This is a genomic window from Mesorhizobium sp. M0016 (genome assembly GCF_040324035.1).
GTDB lineage: Bacteria > Pseudomonadota > Alphaproteobacteria > Rhizobiales > Rhizobiaceae > Mesorhizobium.
The window spans coordinates 1-24,536 of sequence record NZ_JAMYVM010000042.1 but is presented as its reverse complement, the minus strand read 5'-3'; the positions used below and the strand labels follow the sequence as shown (position 1 = coordinate 24,536).

General features: G+C 61.9%; 20 protein-coding genes and 1 tRNA gene. 19 read left to right on the top strand and 2 right to left on the bottom strand.

Going from position 1 to position 24,536, the window contains the following annotated elements:
• From NKJ88_RS32000 to NKJ88_RS31925, 16 genes are all read left to right on the top strand, one after another.
• On the top strand, window positions 1-84 hold an 84-nt coding region (locus tag NKJ88_RS32000; RefSeq protein ID WP_455749504.1), incomplete at its 5' end, for an EF-Tu C-terminal domain-related protein.
• A gap of 282 nt (window positions 85-366) precedes the next feature.
• Window positions 367-1,866, top strand: a complete 1,500-nt coding sequence (locus tag NKJ88_RS31995; protein WP_348524408.1) for a COG3904 family protein — start codon at window positions 367-369, stop codon at window positions 1,864-1,866.
• Window positions 1,867-2,194: 328 nt separating this feature from the next.
• Window positions 2,195-3,889, top strand: a complete 1,695-nt coding sequence (locus NKJ88_RS31990; protein WP_348524409.1) for a COG3904 family protein — start codon at window positions 2,195-2,197, stop codon at window positions 3,887-3,889.
• Window positions 3,890-3,980: 91 nt separating this feature from the next.
• A complete protein-coding gene (locus NKJ88_RS31985) occupies window positions 3,981-4,463 on the top strand; it encodes a group II truncated hemoglobin (RefSeq protein WP_023667442.1) in 483 nt (160 codons plus the stop codon).
• 160 nt (window positions 4,464-4,623) lie between these two features.
• Window positions 4,624-4,699, top strand: a tRNA-Trp gene (locus NKJ88_RS31980).
• Window positions 4,700-5,128: 429 nt separating this feature from the next.
• Window positions 5,129-5,590, top strand: a complete 462-nt coding sequence (locus NKJ88_RS31975) for an Hsp20 family protein (protein WP_023667441.1) — start codon at window positions 5,129-5,131, stop codon at window positions 5,588-5,590.
• A gap of 73 nt (window positions 5,591-5,663) precedes the next feature.
• Complete coding sequence (locus NKJ88_RS31970; protein ID WP_023731757.1) at window positions 5,664-6,131, top strand: hypothetical protein; 468 nt, start codon at window positions 5,664-5,666, stop codon at window positions 6,129-6,131.
• Between the two features lie 489 nt (window positions 6,132-6,620).
• Window positions 6,621-6,824, top strand: a complete 204-nt coding sequence (secE, locus tag NKJ88_RS31965; protein ID WP_023667439.1) for a preprotein translocase subunit SecE — start codon at window positions 6,621-6,623, stop codon at window positions 6,822-6,824.
• Window positions 6,825-6,851: 27 nt separating this feature from the next.
• Window positions 6,852-7,379: a transcription termination/antitermination protein NusG gene (gene nusG / locus NKJ88_RS31960; protein ID WP_006333333.1), complete on the top strand. Its 528-nt coding sequence runs from the start codon at window positions 6,852-6,854 to the stop codon at window positions 7,377-7,379.
• 172 nt (window positions 7,380-7,551) lie between these two features.
• The gene (gene rplK, locus NKJ88_RS31955; RefSeq protein WP_006333334.1) at window positions 7,552-7,980 is read left to right on the top strand and encodes a 50S ribosomal protein L11; all 429 of its coding nucleotides are present in this window, start codon (window positions 7,552-7,554) and stop codon (window positions 7,978-7,980) included.
• Between the two features lie 4 nt (window positions 7,981-7,984).
• Window positions 7,985-8,683, top strand: a complete 699-nt coding sequence (gene rplA / locus NKJ88_RS31950; protein ID WP_023667438.1) for a 50S ribosomal protein L1 — start codon at window positions 7,985-7,987, stop codon at window positions 8,681-8,683.
• A 374-nt stretch (window positions 8,684-9,057) separates the two neighbouring features.
• On the top strand, window positions 9,058-9,576 hold the full coding sequence (gene rplJ, locus NKJ88_RS31945; RefSeq protein ID WP_023667437.1) for a 50S ribosomal protein L10: 519 nt from the start codon (window positions 9,058-9,060) through the stop codon (window positions 9,574-9,576).
• A 54-nt stretch (window positions 9,577-9,630) separates the two neighbouring features.
• Window positions 9,631-10,008: a 50S ribosomal protein L7/L12 gene (rplL, locus tag NKJ88_RS31940; protein ID WP_023667436.1), complete on the top strand. Its 378-nt coding sequence runs from the start codon at window positions 9,631-9,633 to the stop codon at window positions 10,006-10,008.
• A gap of 248 nt (window positions 10,009-10,256) precedes the next feature.
• A complete protein-coding gene (rpoB, locus tag NKJ88_RS31935) occupies window positions 10,257-14,393 on the top strand; it encodes a DNA-directed RNA polymerase subunit beta (protein ID WP_023686024.1) in 4,137 nt (1,378 codons plus the stop codon).
• 147 nt (window positions 14,394-14,540) lie between these two features.
• The gene (gene rpoC / locus NKJ88_RS31930) at window positions 14,541-18,737 is read left to right on the top strand and encodes a DNA-directed RNA polymerase subunit beta' (RefSeq protein ID WP_023667434.1); all 4,197 of its coding nucleotides are present in this window, start codon (window positions 14,541-14,543) and stop codon (window positions 18,735-18,737) included.
• 79 nt (window positions 18,738-18,816) lie between these two features.
• Window positions 18,817-19,482 (top strand): O-methyltransferase, encoded by a 666-nt coding sequence (locus tag NKJ88_RS31925; RefSeq protein ID WP_023667433.1) that lies wholly within the window; start codon window positions 18,817-18,819, stop codon window positions 19,480-19,482.
• A gap of 46 nt (window positions 19,483-19,528) precedes the next feature.
• Here NKJ88_RS31925 and NKJ88_RS31920 read toward each other — a convergent pair whose 3' ends face one another.
• The gene (locus NKJ88_RS31920; RefSeq protein WP_023825188.1) at window positions 19,529-20,464 is read right to left on the bottom strand and encodes a Gfo/Idh/MocA family protein; all 936 of its coding nucleotides are present in this window, start codon (window positions 20,462-20,464) and stop codon (window positions 19,529-19,531) included.
• 106 nt (window positions 20,465-20,570) lie between these two features.
• Window positions 20,571-20,852 carry a transcriptional regulator gene (locus tag NKJ88_RS31915; protein ID WP_023713029.1) on the bottom strand — a complete coding sequence of 94 codons (282 nt, stop codon included), beginning with the start codon at window positions 20,850-20,852 and terminating at the stop codon, window positions 20,571-20,573.
• A gap of 495 nt (window positions 20,853-21,347) precedes the next feature.
• On the opposite strand from NKJ88_RS31915, the gene rpsL reads away from it, so the two are divergent.
• The 3 genes from rpsL (at window position 21,348) to fusA (ending at window position 24,386) form a co-directional block, all read left to right on the top strand.
• Window positions 21,348-21,719, top strand: coding sequence for a 30S ribosomal protein S12 (gene rpsL, locus NKJ88_RS31910; protein ID WP_006333356.1), 372 nt, complete (start codon window positions 21,348-21,350; stop codon window positions 21,717-21,719).
• 75 nt (window positions 21,720-21,794) lie between these two features.
• On the top strand, window positions 21,795-22,265 hold the full coding sequence (rpsG, locus tag NKJ88_RS31905) for a 30S ribosomal protein S7 (protein WP_008875664.1): 471 nt from the start codon (window positions 21,795-21,797) through the stop codon (window positions 22,263-22,265).
• 30 nt (window positions 22,266-22,295) lie between these two features.
• Window positions 22,296-24,386 (top strand): elongation factor G, encoded by a 2,091-nt coding sequence (fusA, locus tag NKJ88_RS31900; protein ID WP_023667430.1) that lies wholly within the window; start codon window positions 22,296-22,298, stop codon window positions 24,384-24,386.
• Window positions 24,387-24,536: the final 150 nt, after the last annotated feature.

The window sequence follows — 24,536 nt, the reverse complement described above, 5'->3', positions numbered from 1 at the left end:
GCCATGGAAGAGAAGCTGCGCTTCGCCATCCGTGAAGGCGGCCGCACCGTCGGTGCCGGCATCGTCGTCACCATCAAAGAGTAATCGAGCCCGGCATCGCCGGATCGAAACGGATAGGGGCGGCCCTCGGGCCGCCCTTTTTCGTTGGCTAGATGTGCCTATTTGGGGTCCCAATCTCTGTTGCAAGTCTGTGAGCCTCTACAGTATAGATTGCGTTGAGGGCTTGGTCGGATGGTTCCACAGCACCGTTTGCATAGTCGGCCATGGTTGGCACTGGGGCTGATCTGCCTGGTGTCGATGCTTGCCGTGGGCAGCGCCGCCTTCGCGGCCGAGACAAAAAATTCAGAGCCGGATCCGGATCCGCCGATGCGGTTCGTCGTCGTGCGCAGCGGCGCGGCGGGCTGTGAGCCGACCTGTCCGGAATGGATATCGGCCGAGGGTGCCATATCGGCCAAGTCGCCGGCGCTGCTCAAGGCTGCCCTGAAAACGCTCGGCGGCCGCAAATTGCCGATCGTCATCAACTCTCCGGGCGGCGATGTCGATGCGGCCATCGCCATGGGCCGGATGATACGCAAGAACAAGCTCGACATCGCGGTCGGCAGGACCTGGTTCGTCGGCTGCGAGCCGGGGATGAAAAACTGCAAGGAGAACGACGCCAGAGGCGCGCACTATATCGGCAGCCCCTATGTGCTCGGCAGCTATTGCGCGTCCGCTTGTCCAATGATGCTGGCCGGCGGCACCAGGCGCCTGGTCGGGCCGCTGGCCTATCTCGGCGTCCACCAGATCACGACCACGATCGTGCAGATGAACGTGCAATATCAGGTCCGCTACCGGATCGTGAAAGGCAAGAAGCGGGTCATCAGCAAGAAGGTCGTCAGCCGCAAGAACACCGGCAGCTACAAGACCTACGAGATGAGCAAGGGGGTGGAGCGCAAGCTGTCCGCCTATTTCAAGGAGATGGGTGTCGACCTCAGCATCATCGAGACGATGAAGAGCACGCCGGCCAGCGACATCCAGCAGATCGACCTCAGCGACATGCTGACAATGAAGCTGGTCACCAGCGACGACGCTGCAGATTTGCTGACCAGCGCAAGCCTGTGCAGGCTGAACCTTCCGGCTCCGAATTGCCGGGAAATACCGGCGAACAAGCCAGCCGGCGGCCTGCCGGACGTGGCAAAGGCTGCGCCGCTGCCGGTGAAGCCGGAGAGCGCGCCGCACGATGACGGCATGCGCTTTGTCGTGGTTCGCGGCAGCAACCCGCTCTGCAATCCCGACTGCCCGGAATGGATTGCAGCGCAAGGCGCGATTACGCCCCAGACGCCGCAGAAACTCAGCCAATTGCTCGCCACGCTTGGCAACCGGCGGCTGCCGGTGGTGATCAGCTCGCGAGGCGGCGACCTCTCCGGCGCCCTGGCGGCGGGCCGGATCATCCATGAAAAGAAGCTCGACGTTGCCGTTGCCCGCACCGATTTCGTCGGCTGCGACCCGGCAGAGTGGAATTGCCTGGCCAGGGAAGGCGCCTATGCCGGGCTGAGCGTCGATGGCGACGGCGACTGCGATTCGGCCTGCGCGCTCATGCTGGCCGGTGGCGCCAGGCGGCTTGTCGGTACCCAGGCGCGGCTCAGCCTCTATCTGATGGGGCAGAAGCAGGCGGTCAAGTCCTACCTCGACGAGATGGCGATCAGCCCCGCTTTGTTCAGGGCGCTCCAGGGCAGTTCGGTCGAGCGCCAGCTCGAACCCGACATGATGCTGAAGGTTGGCCTGACGACCGGGCGCCAGTCGGTGGATGCGCTGACGGGTTCCAGCATCTGCAGATCGGCGCCGAAACCTGAGAATTGCCGCGTGGTGCCGTCGTCCAATGGCTGATCGCGCCTATCGTCATGGAAGAGAAGCCTTGCTTCGCCTTCCGTGAAGGCGGCCGCACCGTCGTGCCGGCGTCGTCATCACCATCGAGAAATAGTCGAGCCGGCGTCAGCCGGATCGACCAGGAGAGGGCGGTCTTTGGGGCTGCCTTTTTGTTTCCGGCGTTGCGCGGCACAAGTATTGCACGGTTGGTTCAAAGCTATTGCAAGCACCGTCGCCGCAACTATTATGGATTGCATTGAGGGGTTTGCCGGGCGTGGTTTGGGGACACCGTTCAGACAATGCTGCAAGGTGGCGGCGCGGGCTGGTTCGGCTGGCGACGGTGGCCGCGATGGCGATGGCTGCCTTCGCCGCGAAGGCCGAGGATGCCGCCCCCGGGACATGGCAGACATTGCTCCCTCTGCAGGGAGTGCCCTATCCGACGAATGATCCGACGATATGGTCCGAGGATCGCTCGGAGATGAAGTTTGTCGTCGCGCGCAGCAACGCACCGGGCTGCGAGCCCAATTGTCCGGAGTGGATCTCCGCCGAAGGCGACATCGCAGCCGGGACGCCAGCCCTGCTCAAGCGCACCTTGAAGAAGCTTGGCAGCCACAAACTGCCCATCATCGTCAATTCCTTCGGTGGCAATGTCGAAGCCGCGCTCCAGCTTGGCCGGATAATCCGCAAAAACAAGCTCGATATCGCCATCGGCAAGACCGAGTTTCCCGATTGTTGGCCCGGGACAGAGGGTTGTGGCGCCGACTACGGCAAGGGCACGGCTTTTTTCGGCAGAGCGTCTGACGGTGCCAGCTGCAATTCCGCCTGTCCGCTAATGTTTGCCGGAGGCGTCCGGCGCGTCGCCGGCGGCTGGAACTATCTGGGTGTTCATCAGATCACCACCACCTGGTTCCCCTCCACAACGCACTACCGGACCACCTATCGCGTCAAACGGGGCAAAAAATATCGGGTCACCACGCAAACCGTCACTCCCGGTGAAAGCTACAAGACCTATGAGATGAGCAAGGGGTACGCGAGAAAGATCTCGGCCTATCTCCGAGAGATGGGTATCGGGCAGGGCGTGCTGGACTTGATGAAGGCGACGCCGGCCAGCGACATCAGGCAGATCGGCCTCCACGATATGCTGACGATGAAACTGGCCACCAGCACGGACACTCTGGACCTGTTTACCAGAGCAAGTTTGTGCATGTTCGACCCGCCGGCTCCGAACTGCCGGGAAATACCGGGAAACAAGCCAGCCGGCGGACAAACGCCCGTGGCCAAGCCGGCCGTGGTGGCTGCGATCAAGGCAAAGACCGGCCCCCCACTTTCTCAGGCGGCCAAGGCTCCAGCTCCCAAGCCGTTGCAGGCAGCGCCAGGGAATTCGACGCCAGATATGCGCTTCGTTGTCGTTCGCGGCAGAGACTCGCTCTGCAATCCCGATTGCCCGGAATGGATCTCGGCGGAAGGCGCGATGACGCCTCAGACCCCGCAAAAGTTGCGCCAGTTGCTCGACACCCTTGGCAACCGGCGGCTGCCGGTGGTGATCAGCTCACAGGGGGGCAGCCTGTTCAGCGCTCTGGCCGCGGGAAGGCTTATCCATGAACGGAAGCTCGACGTCGCCGTCGCTCGCACCACTATCGTCGGCTGCGACCCGCCCGAGGCAGGCTGCTTGGCCGATAACGGTGCCTATGTCGGGCTGATTAGCGATTTTGGAGTGGAGTGCGATTCGGCCTGCGCGCTCATGCTTGCCGCCGGCGCCAAAAGGCTGGTCGATCCCAAGGCGAGGCTCAGCATGTCCTCGAGGGGACAGACGCAGTTGGTTAAAGCCTACCTGGAGGAGATGGAGATGGACCCAGCTCTGTTCGCCGCGATAGGCTCGGTCGAGCGTCAGCTCGAGCCCGACATGATGCTCAAAGTCGGGCTGACAACCGGGCCGGAGTCGGTGGAGGCGCTAACTGGCCCCGCTATTTGCAAAACCTCACCCAAGCCCGACAACTGTTTGTTTCCGCCGACAGCCAAGGCCGAGTCGCCCGCCAAACTGTAGGCATCGCAGAAACTGGCCATCGAGCCAGGTTGAGCCATGCCCGATTTCTCCGCTATCGTCGTGGCAGGCGTCGCCCGGGGGAGGATCGAGAATGAGCCAGGATATCCCGACACTCTACGAATGGGCCGGCGGCATCGAAGCCCTCAACCGGCTGACGGAAACCTTTTACGACAAGGTGTCGCGCGACCCGGTGGTCGGCCCGGTGTTCAAACACATGTCGCCGGATCATCCCGCGCATGTCGCGGCCTTCATCGGCGAGGTTTTTGGCGGACCCAAGACCTACAGCGAACAGCATGGCGGCCATCGCGAGATGGTCATGCATCACTTGGGCAAGCATCTGACGGAGGAACAGCGCCGCCGCTGGATCAGCTTGCTTGCCGATGCCGCCGATGCGGTCGGGCTGCCGGACGATCCCGAATTCCGTTCCGCCTTCATGGGCTATGTCGAATGGGGGTCACGGCTTGCCAAGATGAATTCCACCCTCGGCGAGACCTGCGACCCGCAGACCGAACCGATGCCGGCCTGGGGCTGGGGCGTACCGGGCGGGCCGTACAAGCCGCCGGCCGGGGATTGAGCGCCGGCATGCGGCTTCAGGCAGGCGAAAAATCGAGATCGGCAGGGACGGGCTGGTCATCACCTATTCGGATTTCCGGCAAAGGATCTGAAAGCGCGTCAGACAACTCTTTACAGCGCGCCCGGAAGCTTTTAGGAAGCGCCTGCGCTGAAACGCGCGTACGGGCATAGCTCAGTTGGTAGAGCGGCGGTCTCCAAAACCGCAGGTCGTAGGTTCGAGCCCTGCTGCCCGTGCCATTTTCCTCGTTGGAATCCGGCATTTTAGAAACGCCTTGTTTTGGCTCCTCGTTTGGTTGGGCTGAAGCCGCGTACTCGACGAGCGACGTTCCGAAGGCATGCGCAGAGCGAGAGCGCTGACGCGCAATGCCGAAGTCGGCGTATTTCCACGAACCAATTTCCTTGATTCAACTGCCATTGGCGAGCCAATTGCCATTTGCGTTCACAATTCAGAATAGGCCTATTTTGCTGCCGCCAGCTGCTTTTCAGCGGCTGCGAATTATTGGAAGCGGGATGCTGGCCTGGCTACTGGAATTTTTTTGAACAGGGCTCTTGAACCGGTTTTCAGCCCTTCCTAATTCGTTTCCCGCCGAGGCCGATTGGCTTGGCAAAAGGCGGCGCTGCTGGGCGGCGCCCTTGTACCCATGTTGCTTCAAGGAGGATGTGGCTATGAGAACCTTTGACTCTCTCTATCGCAGCACCGTCGGTTTTGACCGTCTTTTCGACATGCCCGACAATGGTACGCGGCCCGACTGGCCACCCTATAACATCGAGAAGGTCGACGAGAACGATTACCGTATCTCGATGGCCATCGCGGGCTTCAGCCAGGATGAGGTTGAGCTGACCCAGCATGGACCCGAACTGGTCGTGGCAGGCCAGAAGGCTGATGACCAGAGCGGACGCCAGCTGCTGCACCAGGGCATCGCCTACCGCAGTTTCAGGCAGACGTTCAAGCTTGCCGACCACATGAAGATCAAGGCAGCAAACCTTGAGAACGGTCTCCTGACCATCGACATCGTCCGTGAGATTCCCGAAGAGCTGAAGCCGCGCCGCATTAGCATCGGGGCCGGCGACGCCCAGGTGGGCAAGCAGATCGCCCAGGATACGGAACGCACCCGCAAAGCGGCCTGATCGTATCGATTCAGTTATCCCGGCGGTCCGCCTCCCGGCTTCGGCCGGGAGGCCCAGATTGCGGAGAATGGAGATGGACAACTTCTACGAGACACCGACACTTTCTGCGGCACGCTCGGGCAAAATTGAAACTTCTTTGTGCCTGCTCGACAATCCAGACAACGTCATCAACCATCCACGCCTCAGCAGTGGAGAAAAGCGGGCACTGCTTTCCTCGTGGGCGTCCGATGCCTGCGCGGTGGAAAACCAGCCTGCCTTGCGCCGCCTGGACAACGGCACGGTAATCCCTGTCGACCAGATTCTGAGTGCGTTGAAGGCTCTGGATGAGAAACCCACGCTGGGGAAAGAGACTTCAGGCCGGGTGCTGCCTTGGCGACCCTCCTCGCGCCGCAGCGTTCTCAAGGCTTGGCGGCGTCGGGGGCGTTCTTTCGGCCCCGACGATGACGACGACCCGCCCCCGTGCCCGGCAGTGATCGCGCCGCGCCCACGCCCACCATGCGGAATCGGCGCAGTGGCCGGGGTCGAACTCGCCTGTGCCTAACTAACCCTGGGTTGATCCAGCTGCCTCGGCATGGGCAGCTGGATTCCAATCTTGCGTGCGCTTCATTTGGTTTCCAAAACAGCAGGTCGCAGGTTCGTCCGCAACGCCATTTCCTCGAACTTGTAATCGCGTGCCTGATTTCCGGATCCACCTCCTGGAATTGGGGTCCGGCATTGAAAAAGGGCAGGTGGCTTGCCATATTGGGCGAACTGAGACATAAGGCCTCGATAGCCGGGACGGGACGACTGGATGGTTCCGAGGCGGCGTTTGGTCATAAAGCGGACACTTGCCACTTGCGTGGATCAAGAATCGGTTTTATGTAGACACAACAGACACGCGACGCGTGGAGCTGGGAAGCCGGCTTTACGCGTCCGATTTGCATGGGCGAAATGGCGCTGATTCGGCGTCGACTTGAACCCAGGCGGCACGTCCCGGCCAGCGGGATCATCCAGGAGACCCGGCCAACGGGTCTTGAAGACAGAGCGGCATATGGCTTCGAAAACCACAAATCCTTTCGTCTTTCTCCAGCAGGTCCGCGCGGAAACTGCCAAGGTGACTTGGCCGTCGCGCCGGGAGACGATGATCTCGACGGTGATGGTGCTCGTATTCGCGGTCATCGCGATGATCTTTTTCTTCACCGCCGACGTGGCCATGGGCTACGCGATCGAGCGGTTACTGAGCCTCGGCCATTAAGTCCGGCGATTACGGAGAAGTCTTGAAATGACCGCGCGCTGGTACATCGTCCACGCCTATTCGAACTTCGAAAAGAAGGTCGCCGAGGACATTGAGAACAAGGCCAAGCAGAAGGGCCTGTCCGCCGATATCGAGCAGATCGTGGTGCCGACCGAGAAGGTCGTCGAAATCCGCCGCGGCCGCAAGGTCGATGCCGAGCGCAAGTTCTTTCCGGGCTATGTGCTGCTCAAGGCCAATCTGACCGATGCGGTGTTCTCGCTGGTCAAGAACACGCCGAAGGTCACCGGCTTCCTCGGTGACTCCAAGCCGGTGCCGATCACCGAAGCCGAGGCGCAGCGCATCCTGAACCAGGTTCAGGAAGGCGTCGAGCGGCCGAAGCCCTCGGTCACTTTCGAGATCGGCGAGGCGATCCGCGTTTCGGATGGTCCGTTCGCCTCGTTCAACGGTTTCGTCCAGGAAGTGGACGAGGAGCGGGCGCGGCTCAAGGTGGAAGTTTCGATCTTCGGGCGCGCCGTGCCGGTCGATCTGGAATTCGGACAGGTCGAAAAGGGCTGATCCGAAAACCCTGCGCCGGTTCGCCGGCAAGGGGAGGCGGCGCGGAAAGCGCGCGGCCATGAACGGGTGGGAGGCGAATGCGGCTTTAGCCGGCCGCGCGGACCGCACCACCAGACTGCAACCGCCGGTGTTCCCGATACTGGGGCCGGCATGAGATAAAGGCAGGAAAGAGATGGCTAAGAAAATTGCAGGCCAGCTCAAGCTCCAGGTCAAAGCGGGATCGGCTACGCCGTCTCCGCCGATCGGCCCGGCACTTGGTCAGCGCGGCATCAACATCATGGAATTCTGCAAGGCGTTCAACGCGCAGACCCAGGAAATGGAAAAGGGATCGCCGATCCCGGTCGTCATCACCTATTACCAGGACAAGTCCTTCACCTTCGTCATGAAGACGCCGCCGGTGAGCTACTTCCTGAAAAAGGCGGCGAACTTGACTTCGGGTTCGAAAGAGCCGGGCAAGATCAAGGCCGGCACGATCGGTCGCGACAAGGTGCGCGCCATCGCCGAACAGAAGATGAAGGATCTGAACGCAAACGACGTCGAGGCGGCCATGCGCATGGTCGAGGGCTCCGCCCGCTCGATGGGTCTGGAAGTGGTGGGCTGAGATCATGGCAAAGATTGCAAAGCGTGTATCGAAGTCCCGCGACGGCATCGACCCCAACAAGGCCTATGCCCTTGGTGAGGCGCTGAAGCTGCTCAAGGACCGTTCGACGGTGAAGTTCGACGAGACCATCGAAGTGGCGATGAACCTCGGCGTCGACCCGCGCCATGCCGACCAGATGGTCCGCGGCGTGGTCAACCTGCCGAACGGCACCGGCCGCTCTGTCCGCGTCGCCGTGTTCGCACGTGGCGGCAAGGCCGATGAGGCTCGCGCCGCCGGCGCCGACATCGTCGGTGCCGAGGATCTGGTCGACATCGTCCAGAAGGGCACGATCGACTTCGATCGCTGCATCGCCACGCCGGACATGATGCCGCTGGTCGGCCGTCTGGGCAAGGTGCTGGGCCCGCGCGGCATGATGCCGAACCCGAAGGTCGGCACCGTCACCACCGACGTCGCCGCCGCCGTCAAGGCATCGAAGGGCGGCGCTGTCGAGTTCCGCGTCGAGAAGGCCGGCATCGTTCATGCCGGCGTCGGCAAGGTCTCGTTCGACGTCAAGGCGCTGGAAGAAAACGTCCGCGCCTTCGCCGATGCCGTGACCAAGGCAAAGCCGGCTGGCGCCAAGGGCAACTACGTCAAGAAGGTGTCGGTCACCTCGACGATGGGCCCGGGCCTCAAGCTCGACGTCTCGACGCTCGCAGCGTCTTGATACGAACATCTGGATCGGCTGCCAAGGCGCTGATCCGCAAGTGAATTCCGGGCCTCCGACTTGTCGGCGGCCCGGTACCGGAAGTCGAGAGGCTTCCGGACATCCTGTCCGAGATTGCAGGCGGCCCAGAAGCCTTAATTGAACTAGGCCTGCATGAGACGGGTGAAAACCGGACAACGGAGCGACAAGCTCCAATGAAAGGTTCGAACCGTGTTTGCCTTTTGTCTGCGCATCTCCGGCTTGCCGTCGATGTGGCGAAAGGGGGCAGGATCCTCGAGCGTCGTTCGGGAGATCTGTAATGGATGGCCCGGCCGGCAAAAAGGCAACCCGACGCCTGTCCCACTAGCGGGGCAGGGGTCAACTGGAGATAGGCAGTGGACAGAGCGGAAAAACGCGAACTCGTCACGGGCCTGAATGGTGCCTTTGCAGGCGCTGGTTCAGTCGTCGTGGCCCACTACGCCGGTATCACCGTCGCGCAAATGAACGACCTTCGGTCGAAAATGCGCGCTGCCGGTGGCACCGTCAAAGTCGCGAAGAACCGTCTCGCCAAAATCGCTCTTCAGGGCACGGACTCCGCATCGATCATCGACCTGTTCAAGGGACAGACGCTGATCGCTTATTCGGAGGATCCGATTGCGGCGCCGAAGGTCGCGTCCGATTTCGCCAAGGGAAATGACAAGTTGGTCATTCTCGGCGGCGCAATGGGCACCACCTCGCTCAACGCCGACGGTGTGAAGGCACTCGCCACACTTCCGTCGCTCGATGAGTTGCGCGCCAGGCTGGTTGGCATGATCGCCACGCCGGCAACCCGGATCGCCCAGATCGTCAATGCGCCAGCGGCTTCGGTCGCGCGCGTCATCGGCGCTTACGCCCGGAAGGACGAGGCGGCATGAGGCCGTTCCTCGCTATCACAAACACACGTTCGAACCTGATGAAGGAATACAACAATGGCTGATCTGGCAAAGATCGTAGACGACCTTTCGAAGCTGACCGTCCTCGAGGCGGCCGAGTTGTCGAAGCTTCTGGAAGAAAAGTGGGGCGTTTCGGCTGCTGCTCCGGTGGCGGTTGCCGCTGCCGGCGGCGCTGCCGCTGCTGCTGCTCCGGCTGAGGAAAAGACGGAATTCGACGTCGTCCTCACCGAGGCAGGCGCTCAGAAGATCAACGTCATCAAGGAAGTCCGCGCCATCACCGGCCTGGGCCTCAAGGAAGCCAAGGATCTGGTCGAAGCAGCTCCGAAGCCGGTCAAGGAAGCCGTTTCCAAGGCTGACGCTGAGAAGTTCAAGGCCCAGCTGGAAGCAGCCGGCGCCAAGGTCGACCTGAAGTAAGCGTAAAAGCGGCGGGCGGCCTCGCGCCGTCCGCCACTCCCTTCACCAGAGGGGAGGATGCGTAGCGCGAGATGTACGAGAACCTCTTTCCTGAGGGCCGAAACCGGCCTTCAGGAAACGGGTTTTCTCCCGTTTTAGCCGTCGCCGCCAGGCGGCGGGAAACAGATCAGGGGCCGCCGCCGAGGTGGCCGCGCATGCAAGGTGAGCCGCGGCGAGGCTCGCCCCGAGTTTATAGCTAAGGAGCGACGATGGCCCAGACCCAGACTTTCAATGGCCGCAGACGCGTACGCAAGTTCTTCGGAAAGATTCCGGAAGTTGCGGAGATGCCGAACCTGATCGAGGTTCAAAAAGCATCCTATGACCAGTTCCTGATGGTGGCGGAGCCCAAGGGTGGGCGTCCGGACGAGGGACTGCAGGCCGTTTTCAAGTCGGTTTTCCCGATCTCCGATTTCTCCGGCTCCTCGATGCTGGAGTTCGTGAAGTACGAGTTCGAAGGACCGAAATTCGACGTTGACGAATGCCGTCAGCGCGACCTGACCTATGCCGCGCCACTCAAGGTGACGCTGCGCCTCATCGTGTTCGATATCGACGAGGATACCGGCGCAAAGTCGATCAAGGACATCAAGGAGCAGGACGTCTATATGGGCGACATGCCGCTCATGACGCTCAACGGCACCTTCATCGTCAATGGCACGGAGCGCGTCATCGTCTCGCAGATGCACCGTTCGCCGGGCGTCTTCTTCGACCATGACAAGGGCAAGTCGCACTCCTCGGGCAAGCTTTTGTTTGCGGCGCGCGTCATTCCCTATCGCGGTTCGTGGCTCGACATCGAGTTCGATTCCAAGGACGTCGTGCATGCCCGCATCGACCGCCGCCGCAAGATTCCGGTGACGTCGCTCTTGATGGCGCTCGGCATGGACGGCGAAGAGATCCTGTCGACCTTCTACAACAAGATCACCTACAAGCGCGCCGGCGACCACTGGCGCATCCCGTTCAACGTCGAGCGTTTCCGCGGCCTCAAGGCCGTTGGCGACCTCGTCGATGCCGACACAGGCGAAGTTGTCGTCGAGGCCGGCAAGAAGATCACCGCCCGCCAGGCAAGGGCGCTTGGCGAAAAGGGTTTGAAGGCGATCAAGGCGACCGACGAGGATCTGCTCGGCAATTACCTGGCCGAGGACATCGTCAACTACGGCACCGGCGAGATTTTCCTCGAAGCCGGCGACGAGATCGATGAAAAGACGCTGAAGGTGCTGCTCGGCACGGGCGAAAGCGAGATCAAGGTTCTCGACATCGACCACGTCAATGTCGGCGCCTACATCCGCAATACGCTCAACGTCGACAAGAACGAGAGCCGCCAGGACGCACTGTTCGACATCTACCGTGTCATGCGCCCGGGCGAGCCGCCGACGCTTGAAACCGCCGAAGCCATGTTCAACTCGCTGTTCTTCGACTCGGAGCGCTACGACCTGTCGGCCGTCGGCCGCGTCAAGATGAACATGCGCCTCGAGCTCAAGGCTGAGGATACCGTGCGCGTGCTGCGCAAGGACGACATCCTGGCCGTGGTCAAGACGCTGGTCGAGCTGCGCGACGGCAAGGGCGAGATCGACGACATCGACAATCTCGGCAACCGCCGCGTGCGTTCTGTCGGCGAGCTGATGGAGAACCAATACCGCGTCGGCCTGCTGCGCATGGAGCGCGCGATCAAGGAACGTATGTCCTCGATCGAGATCGATACGGTGATGCCGCAGGACCTGATCAACGCCAAGCCGGCGGCTGCCGCCGTGCGCGAGTTCTTCGGTTCCTCGCAGCTGTCGCAGTTCATGGATCAGACCAACCCGCTGTCGGAGATCACCCACAAGCGCCGCCTGTCGGCACTTGGCCCGGGCGGTCTGACCCGCGAGCGCGCCGGCTTCGAAGTGCGCGACGTGCACCCGACGCATTACGGCCGCATCTGCCCGATCGAGACGCCGGAAGGCCCGAACATCGGTCTGATCAACTCGCTGGCGACCTTCGCGCGCGTCAACAAGTACGGCTTCATCGAAAGCCCGTACCGCAAGATCGTCAATGGCAAGCTGACCAATGAGGTCGTCTATCTCTCCGCTATGGAAGAGTCCAAGCACCACGTTGCGCAGGCCAACGCCGAGCTCGACAAGAATGGTGGTTTCGTCGACGAATTCGTCATTTGCCGCAGCGCCGGCGAAGTGATGATGGCGCCGCGCGAAAACGTCGATCTCATGGACGTGTCGCCCAAGCAGATGGTGTCCGTGGCCGCGGCGCTGATCCCGTTCCTCGAGAACGACGACGCCAACCGCGCGCTAATGGGCTCCAACATGCAGCGTCAGGCCGTGCCGCTGGTGCGCGCCGAAGCGCCGTTCGTAGGCACCGGCATGGAGCCGATCGTTGCCCGTGACTCGGGTGCCGCCATCGGCGCCCGCCGCGGCGGCATCGTCGACCAGGTGGACGCGACGCGTATCGTCATCCGCGCCACGGAAGATCTCGATCCCGGCAAGTCGGGCGTCGACATCTACCGGCTGATGAAGTTCCAGCGTTCGAACCAGAACACCTGCATCAACCAGCGTCCGCTGGTGCGCATGGGCGACCGCGTCAACAAGGGCGACATCATCGCCGACGGTCCGTCGACCGAGCTCGGCGATCTGGCGCTCGGCCGCAACGTGCTGGTCGCGTTCATGCCGTGGAACGGCTACAACTACGAGGACTCGATCCTGCTCTCCGAGCGCATCGTGGCCGACGACGTCTTCACCTCGATCCACATCGAGGAATTCGAGGTCATGGCCCGCGACACCAAGCTTGGACCGGAGGAAATCACGCGCGACATTCCGAACGTTTCGGAAGAAGCGCTGAAGAACCTCGACGAAGCCGGCATCGTCTATATCGGCGCGGAAGTGCAGCCGGGCGACATCCTGGTCGGCAAGATCACGCCGAAGGGCGAAAGCCCGATGACGCCGGAAGAAAAGCTCCTGCGCGCCATCTTCGGTGAAAAGGCGTCCGACGTTCGCGACACCTCGATGCGCATGCCTCCGGGCACCTTCGGCACCGTCGTCGAAGTGCGCGTCTTCAACCGCCACGGCGTCGAGAAGGACGAGCGCGCCATGGCGATCGAACGCGAGGAGATCGAACGCCTCGCCAAGGACCGCGACGACGAGCAGGCGATCCTCGACCGCAACGTCTATTCGCGCCTTTCCGACGTTCTCGTCGGCAAGGAAGCGATTGCCGGGCCGAAGGGCTTCAAGAAGGGCTCGAAGCTGTCGAAGGACACGCTGGACGAGTATCCGCGTTCGCAGTGGTGGCAGTTTGCGGTGGAGAACGAAAAGCTCCAGAGCGAACTGGAAGCCCTGCGTGGCCAGTACGACGATTCCAAGAAGGCGCTCGAGCAACGCTTCATGGACAAGGTCGAGAAGGTGCAGCGCGGCGACGAAATGCCTCCGGGCGTCATGAAGATGGTCAAGGTCTTCGTGGCCGTGAAGCGCAAGATGCAGCCGGGCGACAAGATGGCGGGACGTCACGGCAACAAGGGTGTCGTCTCGCGGATCGTTCCGGTCGAGGACATGCCTTTCCTCGAGGACGGCACGCATGCCGATATCGTGCTCAACCCGCTGGGTGTGCCGAGCCGCATGAATGTCGGCCAGATCCTGGAAACGCATCTGGGCTGGGCATGCGCGGGCATGGGCAAGAAGATCGGCGAGCTTATCGACGCCTACAAGACGGCTGGAGACATCAAGCCGTTGCGCAAGACGCTCGAGAGCTTCATCCCGGCCAACGACCGCAACGAGCCGGTCCGCGAATATGACGACGAGAGCATCGTTCGCCTCAGCGAGCAGATGCGCCGCGGCGTCTCCATCGCGACACCGGTGTTCGACGGCGCGCATGAAGTCGACATCAACATCATGCTGGAGCAGGCGGGCCTGCACACCAGCGGTCAGTCGCAGCTCTATGACGGACGCACAGGCGAGCCGTTCGATCGCAAGGTGACGATGGGCTATATCTATATGCTCAAGCTTCACCACCTGGTGGACGACAAGATCCACGCGCGTTCGATCGGTCCCTACTCGCTCGTTACCCAGCAGCCGCTGGGCGGCAAGGCGCAGTTCGGTGGCCAGCGCTTCGGCGAAATGGAGGTCTGGGCGCTGGAAGCCTATGGCGCCGCCTACACGCTGCAGGAAATGCTGACGGTGAAGTCGGACGATGTCGCCGGCCGCACCAAGGTCTACGAGGCGATCGTGCGCGGCGACGACACGTTCGAGGCCGGCATTCCCGAGAGCTTCAACGTGCTCGTCAAGGAAATGCGGTCTCTCGGCCTCAATGTCGAGCTGGAGAATACCAAGCTCGACGACAACCCTGTCCGGCTGCCAGATGCTGCCGAATAGGGGCGCGGCCGAGTAAGCAAGACATCCGGTCGCGGAACGCCGCGACCGGATGCAACAAATTCTACGGCCAGTGGGCCGACCACTCAGCGGGCATTTGGCCCGCGTTAGATGCAAGGGGTTTTCGAGGACCCCGAAAAGGAGAACGGCATGAACCAAGAGGTCATGAATCTCTTCAATCCGCAGGCGCCGGCGCAGGTGTTCGATTCCATCCGGATATCGCTCGCCAGCCCTGAGAAGATTCTGTCCTGGTCGTTCGGCGAGATCAAGAAGCCGGAGACCATCAACTACCGCACCTTCAAGCCGGAGCGTGACGGTCTGTTCTGCGCGCGCATTTTTGGCCCGATCAAGGACTATGAATGCCTGTGCGGCAAGTACAAGCGCATGAAGTACAAGGGCGTCATCTGCGAAAAGTGCGGCGTCGAAGTCACGCTGTCGCGCGTTCGCCGCGAACGCATGGGCCACATCGAGCTGGCGGCACCTGTCGCTCACATCTGGTTCCTGAAGTCGCTGCCGTCGCGCATCGGCACACTGCTCGACATGACGCTGAAGGACATCGAGCGCGTCCTCTACTTCGAGAACTACATCGTTACCGAGCCTGGCCTCACCGCGCTGAAGGAGCACCAGCTGCTCAGCGAGGAAGAGTACATGATCGCCGTCGACGAATATGGCGAGGATTCGTTCACCGCCATGATCGGCGCCGAGGCCATTCATGACCTTCTGGCCGGCATGGACCTGGAGAAGATCGCCGGCGACCTGCGTTCGGAACTGGCTTCGACCACGTCCGAGCTGAAGCAGAAGAAGTATCTGAAGCGACTCAAGGTCGTCGAGAACTTCATGGAGTCCGGCAACCGTCCGGAATGGATGATCATGAAGGTGGTTCCGGTGATCCCGCCGGACCTGCGCCCGCTGGTTCCTCTGGATGGTGGACGTTTCGCGACGTCCGACCTGAACGATCTCTATCGCCGCGTCATCAACCGCAACAACCGTCTGAAGCGGCTGATCGAGCTGCGCGCCCCCGGCATCATCGTGCGCAATGAAAAGCGCATGCTGCAGGAAGCCGTCGATGCGCTGTTCGACAACGGCCGTCGCGGCCGCGTCATCACCGGCGCCAACAAGCGTCCGCTGAAGTCGCTGTCCGACATGTTGAAGGGCAAGCAGGGCCGGTTCCGCCAGAACCTACTCGGCAAGCGCGTCGACTATTCGGGCCGTTCGGTCATCGTCACCGGTCCGGAGCTCAAGCTGCACCAGTGCGGCCTGCCGAAGAAGATGGCGCTCGAACTGTTCAAGCCGTTCATCTACGCCCGCCTCGACGCCAAGGGGTTCTCCTCGACCGTCAAGCAGGCCAAGAAGCTGGTCGAGAAGGAGCGTCCGGAAGTCTGGGATATCCTCGACGAGGTCATTCGCGAGCATCCGGTGCTGCTGAACCGTGCGCCGACGCTGCACCGCCTGGGCATCCAGGCGTTCGAGCCGATCCTGATCGAAGGCAAGGCGATCCAGCTGCATCCGCTGGTCTGCACGGCCTTCAACGCCGACTTCGACGGCGACCAGATGGCCGTTCACGTGCCGCTCTCGCTGGAAGCGCAGCTTGAAGCCCGCGTGCTGATGATGTCGACCAACAACATCCTGCACCCGGCTTCCGGCGCGCCGATCATCGTGCCGTCGCAGGACATGGTCCTGGGTCTCTACTATCTCTCGATCGTCAATCAGAACGAGCCGGGCGAAGGCATGGTGTTTGCCGACATGGGCGAACTCCAGCACGCGCTCGAGACCAAGGCGGTGACGCTGCACTCCAAGATCAAGGGTCGTTTCCGCACGGTCGACGCCGAAGGCAAGGTCGTGTCGAAAATCTACGACACCACGCCTGGCCGCATGATCATCGGCGAGCTGCTGCCGAAGAACGTCAATGTGCCTTACGAGACGGCCAACCAGGAGATGACCAAGAAGAACATCTCCAAGATGATCGACACCGTCTACCGCCACTGCGGTCAGAAGGAGACGGTCATTTTCTGCGACCGCATCATGGCCCTCGGCTTCAGCCACGCCTGCCGCGCCGGCATTTCGTTCGGCAAGGACGACATGCTGATCCCGGACGCCAAGATCAAGCTGGTTTCCGACACCGAGGCTTTGGCCAAGGAGTACGAGCAGCAGTACAATGACGGCCTGATCACGCAGGGCGAGAAGTACAACAAGGTCGTCGACGCCTGGGCGAAGTGCTCGGAAAAGGTCGCCGACGAGATGATGGCCCGCATCAAGGCCGTCGAGTTCGAGGACAGTGGCCGTCAAAAGCCAATGAACTCGATCTACATGATGTCGCATTCGGGTGCGCGTGGTTCGCCCACCCAGATGCGTCAGCTCGCCGGCATGCGCGGCCTGATGGCAAAGCCCTCGGGTGAAATCATCGAGACGCCGATCATCTCGAACTTCAAGGAAGGCCTGACCGTGCTCGAGTACTTCAACTCGACCCACGGCGCCCGCAAGGGTCTGGCCGACACCGCCTTGAAGACGGCGAACTCGGGTTACCTCACCCGTCGTCTGGTCGACGTGGCGCAGGACTGCATCGTCAACTCCGTGGATTGCGGCACCGACAAGGGCCTCACCATGCAGCCGATCGTCGATGCCGGTCAGGTCGTTGCTTCGGTCGGTCAGCGCGTGCTGGGCCGCACCTCGCTCGACGACATCACGCATCCGGTTTCGGGCGAAGTTCTGGTCAAGGCCGGAACGCTGATGGACGAACGTGACGTGGAAAAGATCGAAAAGGCCGGCGTGCAGTCGGTCCGCATTCGCTCGGCACTGACCTGCGAGGTCAGGATCGGCGTGTGCGCGGTCTGCTACGGACGCGATCTTGCCCGCGGCACCCCGGTCAACCAGGGCGAAGCCGTCGGCGTCATCGCGGCGCAGTCGATCGGCGAGCCGGGCACCCAGCTCACCATGCGTACCTTCCACATGGGCGGTACGGCGCAGGTGGTGGACAGCTCGTTCCTTGAAGCCTCGTATGAGGGCAAGGTCGAGATCCGCAACCGCAACGTGGTGCGCAACTCGGACGGCCAGCAGATGGTCATGGGCCGCAACATGGCGGTGCTGATCCTCGACGAAGCCGGCAAGGAGCGTGCCTCGCATCGCCTTACCTATGGTTCGCGCATCTTCGTGGACGATGGCGACAAGGTGAAGCGGGGCCAGCGTATCGCCGAATGGGATCCCTATACCCGCCCTGTCCTTACCGAAATCGAAGGCAAGGTGTCGTACGAGGATCTGGTCGACGGCATTTCCGTTCAGGAAACGGCCGACGAATCGACCGGCATCACCAAGCGCGAGGTCATCGACTGGCGCTCGACGCCACGCGGCAACGACCTCAAGCCGGCGATCGCCATCCTTGACCCCAAGGGCAAGGTCGGCAAGCTGTCGAAGGGCGGCGACGCCCGCTTCCTGCTCTCGGTCGAGGCCATTCTTTCGGTCGAGCCGGGTTCGCAGGTTCGTCCCGGCGACGTTTTGGCGCGTATCCCGATGGAAAGCGCGAAGACCAAGGACATCACCGGCGGTCTGCCGCGTGTTGCCGAGCTGTTCGAGGCACGTCGTCCGAAGGATCACGCCATCATCGCCGAGATCGATGGCACGATCCGCTTCGGCCGCGACTACAAGAACAAGCGCCGCATCATCATCGAGCCGCATGACTCGACGCTTGAGCCGGTCGAATACCTGATCCCGAAGGGCAAGCCGTTCCATCTCCAGGACGGCGACGTCATCGAGAAGGGCGACTACATCCTCGACGGCAATCCGGCGCCGCACGACATCCTGGCGATCAAGGGCGTGGAAGCACTTGCTTCCTACCTCGTGAACGAAATCCAGGAAGTCTACCGTCTGCAGGGCGTGTCGATCAACGACAAGCACATCGAGGTGATCGTTCGCCAGATGCTGCAGAAGGTTGAGATCACGGTACAGGGCGACTCGACCTACATTCCGGGCGACCACGTCGACGTGATCGAACTGGAAGAGGTCAACGAGCGCCTGGTCGAGGACGGCAAGAAGCCGGCCGAAGGCCAGCCGGTGCTGCTGGGCATAACCAAGGCCTCGCTGCAGACGCCTTCCTTCATCTCGGCCGCCTCCTTCCAGGAGACGACCAGGGTGCTGACCGAAGCTGCGGTTGCCGGCAAGACCGACATGCTGCAGGGCCTGAAGGAAAACGTCATCGTCGGCCGGCTGATCCCGGCCGGTACCGGCGGCACGATGAGCCAGATCCGGCGCATCGCCACCTCGCGCGACGAACTGATCATCGACGAGCGCCGCAAGGCGTCCGGTGTCGAGGTCGCCGAGCCGATGCTGACCGACATGGTCAACGCCGCGCAGTAAGCGCGGTAGGACGAGAAGAAGGAAGGGGGCCCCAGTGGCCCCTTTTCGCGTTTTGACCCCCAATCGAATCGAGGAAAACATGAGCAAGAAGGTTTGGACTGACGTCGACGACTACATCGTTTCCTCTCTCTTCGAGGCAGATCCCATCCTCGAAGCGGTGCTTGCGGCCAACCGCGACCAGGGCCTGCCGGCCATCGACGTATCGCCGGCGCAGGGCAAGCTGCTGTCGCTGCTGGTCCGCATCAGCGGCGCCAGGAAGGTGCTGGAGATCGGCACGCTTGGCGGCTACTCGACCATCTGGATGGCAAGGGGATTGCCCGTCGGCGGCAAGATCGTGACGCTCGAACTCGAGCCGCATCATGCAAAAGTCGCGCACTCGAATCTCGAGCGGGCAGGGGTGCCGGACAAGGTCGAGCTCAGGATCGGCCCCGCGCTTCAGTCGCTTGAGACGCTGGCTGCCGAAAATGCCGGTCCGTTCGATCTGATCTTCATCGACGCGGACAAGCCGAACAACCCGAATTATCTGTCATGGGCCATGCGCCTGTCGCGGCCGGGGACGGTCATCATCTGCGACAACGTCATCCGCGACGGCACCGTGCTCAACGACGATGGCCGTGACGCGTATGTCGAAGGCGCACGCGGTGCGTTTTCCTTCATCGGCGGCGACAAGCGCCTGGACGGCACCGCCATCCAGACCGTCGGCGCCAAAGGCTATGACGGCTTTGCGATTGCGATCGTCGAGTAAGGCTGCATGGTGAGTGTCCGGACTGCGGTCCGGCAGAACTCATCGTTCAATCGAAGAACGCTCCCACCACATTGCGCTTGCCGAGCATGAAGGCGTCGGCCACGTGCTGCAGGGGTGCCAAATCGACATCGGAGACGCCGGCGCGTACGATTTCAGCGAAGCGCCGGTAAAGCTGGGGATATTCGGCCTCCGGCTCGTCGTGAACCACCTTGCCGTCGATGGCGAGCTTGGTGCCGCCGCCGGACAGCACCATCTTGCCCTTGTCGGTGTCGGCCAGGATGTCCCAGCTCTGTGGTCCCGTCTGCAGCCAGTCGAGCTCCATGGTCACCGGCAACCCATCCGAGGTACGGAAGGTCACGTGGGCCGCCACAGGCGAGGCGCGGTTTTCCGGGAAGTCGAGGACGGCCGAGGTGATGAACATCGCCGGCAGGATGTGGGTTGCGATCGACAGTGCGTTTATGCCGGGATCGAAGACGCCGAAACCGCCCGGCGCCCAGATCCAATCCTGGTTCGGATGCCAGCGGCGGACATCTTCCTTCCAGGCGATGGCAGCCGAGTTGACCTTGGCCGACGCTAGGAAGGCGCGCGCGGCCTCCACTGCCGGTGCGTAGCGCGAATGCCAGCTGGCGAACAGTGAAACGCCATTGGCTGCCGCCAGCTGCTTCAGGTCCTCGACCTCACTGACCGTAGCGCCCGGCGGCTTCTCCAGGAAAACATGCTTTTTCGCCATCAGCGCGGTGCGTGCCGCGTCGTAGCGGAACTGCGGCGGCATGCACAGCGACACGGCCTCGAGTTCCGGCACCGCGTCGAGCATCGCCTCGATGGTCGGAAAATTCGGGATGCCGTCCACCTTGCCGTGCCGGCTGGCGGCGGCGATGAGGCGGTAGTTCGCATCCTTGGCCACTGCCGGCAGATGCTGGTCGCGCACGATCTTGCCGACGCCGACGATGCCGAGCTTGATGGGACCATTGTTCGAGGGCATGGGAACTCCGCGGATTCGAATTTGGCTGGTTAAGTCGCCCGGTTCTTAGCAGAGAACCGGTGCCGGGCAAGCCGGCGCGGTGACAGGCGCAAGCAGCCGGCGACGCTCAGAGCGGAACCTCGAACGTAACGATCGACACTTCGCCTTCGAGCGCGCCCTGGAAGGCCGACAGATGCGGCTCCTCGTCGGGTACGCCCTCCATATCGCCGATCTGGTCGAGCTCAGCTTCGGCATAGCCTTCGGCGGCGAGCGATTCGAGCGCCCGGCGCACGGCCGAATCGTCGTCGGGCGCGACCAGCATCACATGCACGCCTTCCGGCTTGCCGCCCTTCTTTTTCCAGACGCGGCCGGTGATGATGGTGACCGGGCGCTCCTCATTGTCGTTCACGGGCTGATTCCTTTTGAGACGGGTGCGGGCGAGGGGATTTGCGCTGTCCATGGCGCCTTTTGCCATGAAGAACCCGCGCATGACAGCCAAAAGCCGGTCACTTTCTTGTCTGCGCGGGTCACTTTCTTCCTCTGCCTTGCAAAATGAAGAAAGAAAATTACATGCGTCTTTCACATGGCTGCCAAGCCGTCGTCAGCGCGCAATATTTGGCGTGCCGGGGTTGACGGTTCACGGTCTTGCGAGTAGAAGCCGCCCAGTCAGAACCGATGTGAGGCTCTCCCTTCCGAAGCGACACGCTTTGGAGTTTGCCTCAAACAGGGTTCGTTTTACGAGCGAAAAGACATTTCCGGCGCGCATGAAGCGGTTCCCGCTTCCTCTGCATTTTGTTCGGGCAGGACCGCGAGGCGCGGTTTATGGCCCGAATTTGCGTATGGAATTGGCGCTTTGAGCGGCCCTGACCGGGCGAGACACGGAATTGAGAGACAAGAGGGTTTAATGCCTACCGTCAACCAGCTGATCCGCAAGCCGCGCATTGCGCCGGTGAAGCGCAACAAGGTCCCGGCCATGCAGCAGAACCCGCAGAAGCGGGGCGTCTGCACGCGCGTCTATACAACGACGCCGAAGAAGCCGAACTCGGCACTGCGCAAGGTGGCCAAGATCCGCCTGACCAACGGCTTTGAAGTGATCGGCTACATCCCCGGCGAAGGCCACAACCTTCAGGAACACTCCGTGGTCATGATCCGCGGCGGCCGCGTCAAGGATCTTCCGGGCGTGCGCTACCACATCATCCGCGGCGTGCTCGACACGCAGGGCGTGAAGAACCGCAAGCAGCGCCGTTCGAAGTACGGCGCCAAGCGTCCGAAGTAAGGGCGTCCGAAGTAAGATTTTCCGGCCCTGGCGCTGCTTGAATGCGTCGGGCTACGAGATTGAGAGACAAAAGCCATGTCGCGTCGTCACAGTGCAGAAAAGCGTGAGATCAATCCGGACCCGAAGTTCGGCGATCTGATCGTCACCAAGTTCATGAACGCCGTCATGTATGACGGCAAGAAGTCGGTTGCCGAGACCATCGTCTACGGTGCGCTCGACCAGGTTCAGTCGAAGACCAAGCAGGAGCCGGTCACCGTCTTCCATCAGGCGCTCGACAATGTTGCGCCGCATGTGGAAGTCCGGTCGCGCCGCGTCGGCGGCGCTACCTACCAGGTTCCGGTCGATGTGCGCCCCGAGCGCCGCCAGGCCCTGGCGATCCGCTGGCTGATTGCAGCTGCGCGCAACCGCAACGAGACCACCATGGTCGACCGCCTCTCCGGCGAGCTGATGGACGCGGCCAATAACCGCGGCACCGCCGTGAAGAAGCGTGAAGACACCCACAAGATGGCAGAAGCCAACCGCGCTTTCGCACACTACCGCTGGTAAAGCGCGAACGAGACTGAGAAGGCATCCAAGATGGCCCGCGAATATAAAATCGAAGACTACCGCAATTTCGGTATCATGGCGCATATTGACGCCGGCAAGACGACGACCACCGAGCGCGTCCTCTATTACACGGGCAAGTCGCACAAGATCGGCGAAGTCCACGACGGCGCTGCCACCATGGATTGGATGGAGCAGGAGCAGGAACGCGGCATCACGATCACGTCCGCCGCCACCACGACCTTCTGGAAGGGTCGCAGCGGCAAGATGTACCGCTTCAACATCATCGACACTCCCGGACACGTCGACTTCACCATCGAGGTCGAGCGTTCGCTGCGCGTGCTCGACGGCGCCATTGCGCTGCTCGATGCCAATGCCGGTGTCGAGCCGCAGACCGAGACTGTCTGGCGCCAAGCCGACAAGTATAAAGTTCCGCGCATGATCTTCTGCAACAAGATGGACAAGATCGGCGCCGACTTCTACCGCTCGGTCGAGATGATCGGCTCGCGTCTTGGTGCGCATGCCGTCGTCATGCAACTGCCGATCGGCGCTGAGACCGAGTTCAAGGGTGTCGTCGATCTCGTCGAGATGAACGCGCTGGTCTGGCGCGACGAGACGCTGGGCGCTGCCTGGGACGTCGTCGAGATCCCTGCCGACCTTCAGGCCCGGGCCGAAGAATACCGCGAGAAGATGATCGAAGCCGCCGTCGAAATGGACGAGACGGCCCTCGAGAATTACCTCGAAGGCAAGATGCCGTCGAATGACGAGATCCGCGCGCTGATCCGCAAGGGCACCATCGCGGTCAAGTTCTACCCGATGTTCTGTGGCTCGGCCTTCAAGAACAAGGGCGTGCAGCCGCTGCTCGACGCCGTCGTCGAATACCTGCCGTCGCCGGCCGATGTTCCCGCCATCAAGGGCGTCGACGCCAAGACCGATGCCGAGATCGAGCGTCATGCCGACGACAACGAGCCGCTGTCGATGCTGGCCTTCAAGATTATGAACGACCCGTTCGTCGGTTCGCTGACCTTTGCCCGCATCTATTCGGGCAAACTGACCAAGGGCATCTCGGTCGATAACACCGTCAAGGGCAAGAAAGAGCGCATCGGCCGCATGCTGCAGATGCATGCGAATTCGCGCGCCGACGTCGAAGAAGCCTTTGCCGGCGACATCGTTGCTCTGGCTGGCCTCAAGGACACGACCACCGGCGACACGCTCAGCGATCCGCTGCACCCGGTCATCCTCGAGCGCATGGAATTCCCCGATCCGGTCATCCAGATCGCCATCGAGCCGAAGACCAAGAACGACCAGGAAAAGATGGGCCTCGCCCTTCACCGCCTGGCCGCCGAGGATCCGTCCTTCCGCGTCAAGACCGACGAGGAAAGCGGCCAGACCATCATTTCGGGCATGGGCGAACTTCACCTCGACATCATCGTCGACCGCATGCGCCGCGAGTTCAAGGTCGAGGCCAATGTCGGCGCGCCGCAGGTGGCTTACCGCGAGACCATCACCCGCAGGCACGAGCAGGACTACACCCACAAGAAGCAGACCGGCGGTACCGGTCAGTTCGCTCGCGTCAAGATCGTGTTCGAACCGAACCCGGAAAGCTCGGAGTTCGAGTTCGAGACCAAGATCGTCGGCGGTGCGGTTCCCAAGGAATACATCCCGGGTGTCGAAAAGGGCATCAACAGCGTCATGTCGTCGGGTCCGTTCGCGGGCTTCCCGATGATCGGCGTCAAGGCGACGCTTATCGACGGCGCTTACCACGATGTGGACTCCAGCGTCCTGGCGTTCGAAATCGCCGGCCGCGCCTGCTTCCGTGAAGCTGCACCCAAGCTTGGCGTGCAACTGCTCGAGCCGATCATGAAGGTCGAAGTCGTGACGCCGGAAGACTATGTCGGCAGCGTCATCGGCGACCTGAACGGCCGTCGTGGCCAGATCCAGGGCCAGGAAGCGCGTGGCGTGGCTGTCGTCATCAACGCGATGGTGCCGCTGGCCAACATGTTCAAGTACGTCGACAACCTGCGCTCGATGAGCCAGGGCCGCGCTGCCTACACGATGCAGTTCGATCACTATGAGCCTGTGCCGACCGCGGTCGCCCAGGAAGTCCAGAAGAAATACGCGTAACCCCAGCGGGTTGCATCGGTAACTTAATTCAAGTCCCGTACGGGCGAGCAGATTGGAGACATCACATGGCAAAAGGTAAATTCGAGCGTAACAAGCCTCATGTGAACATTGGCACGATTGGCCACGTCGATCATGGCAAGACGTCGCTGA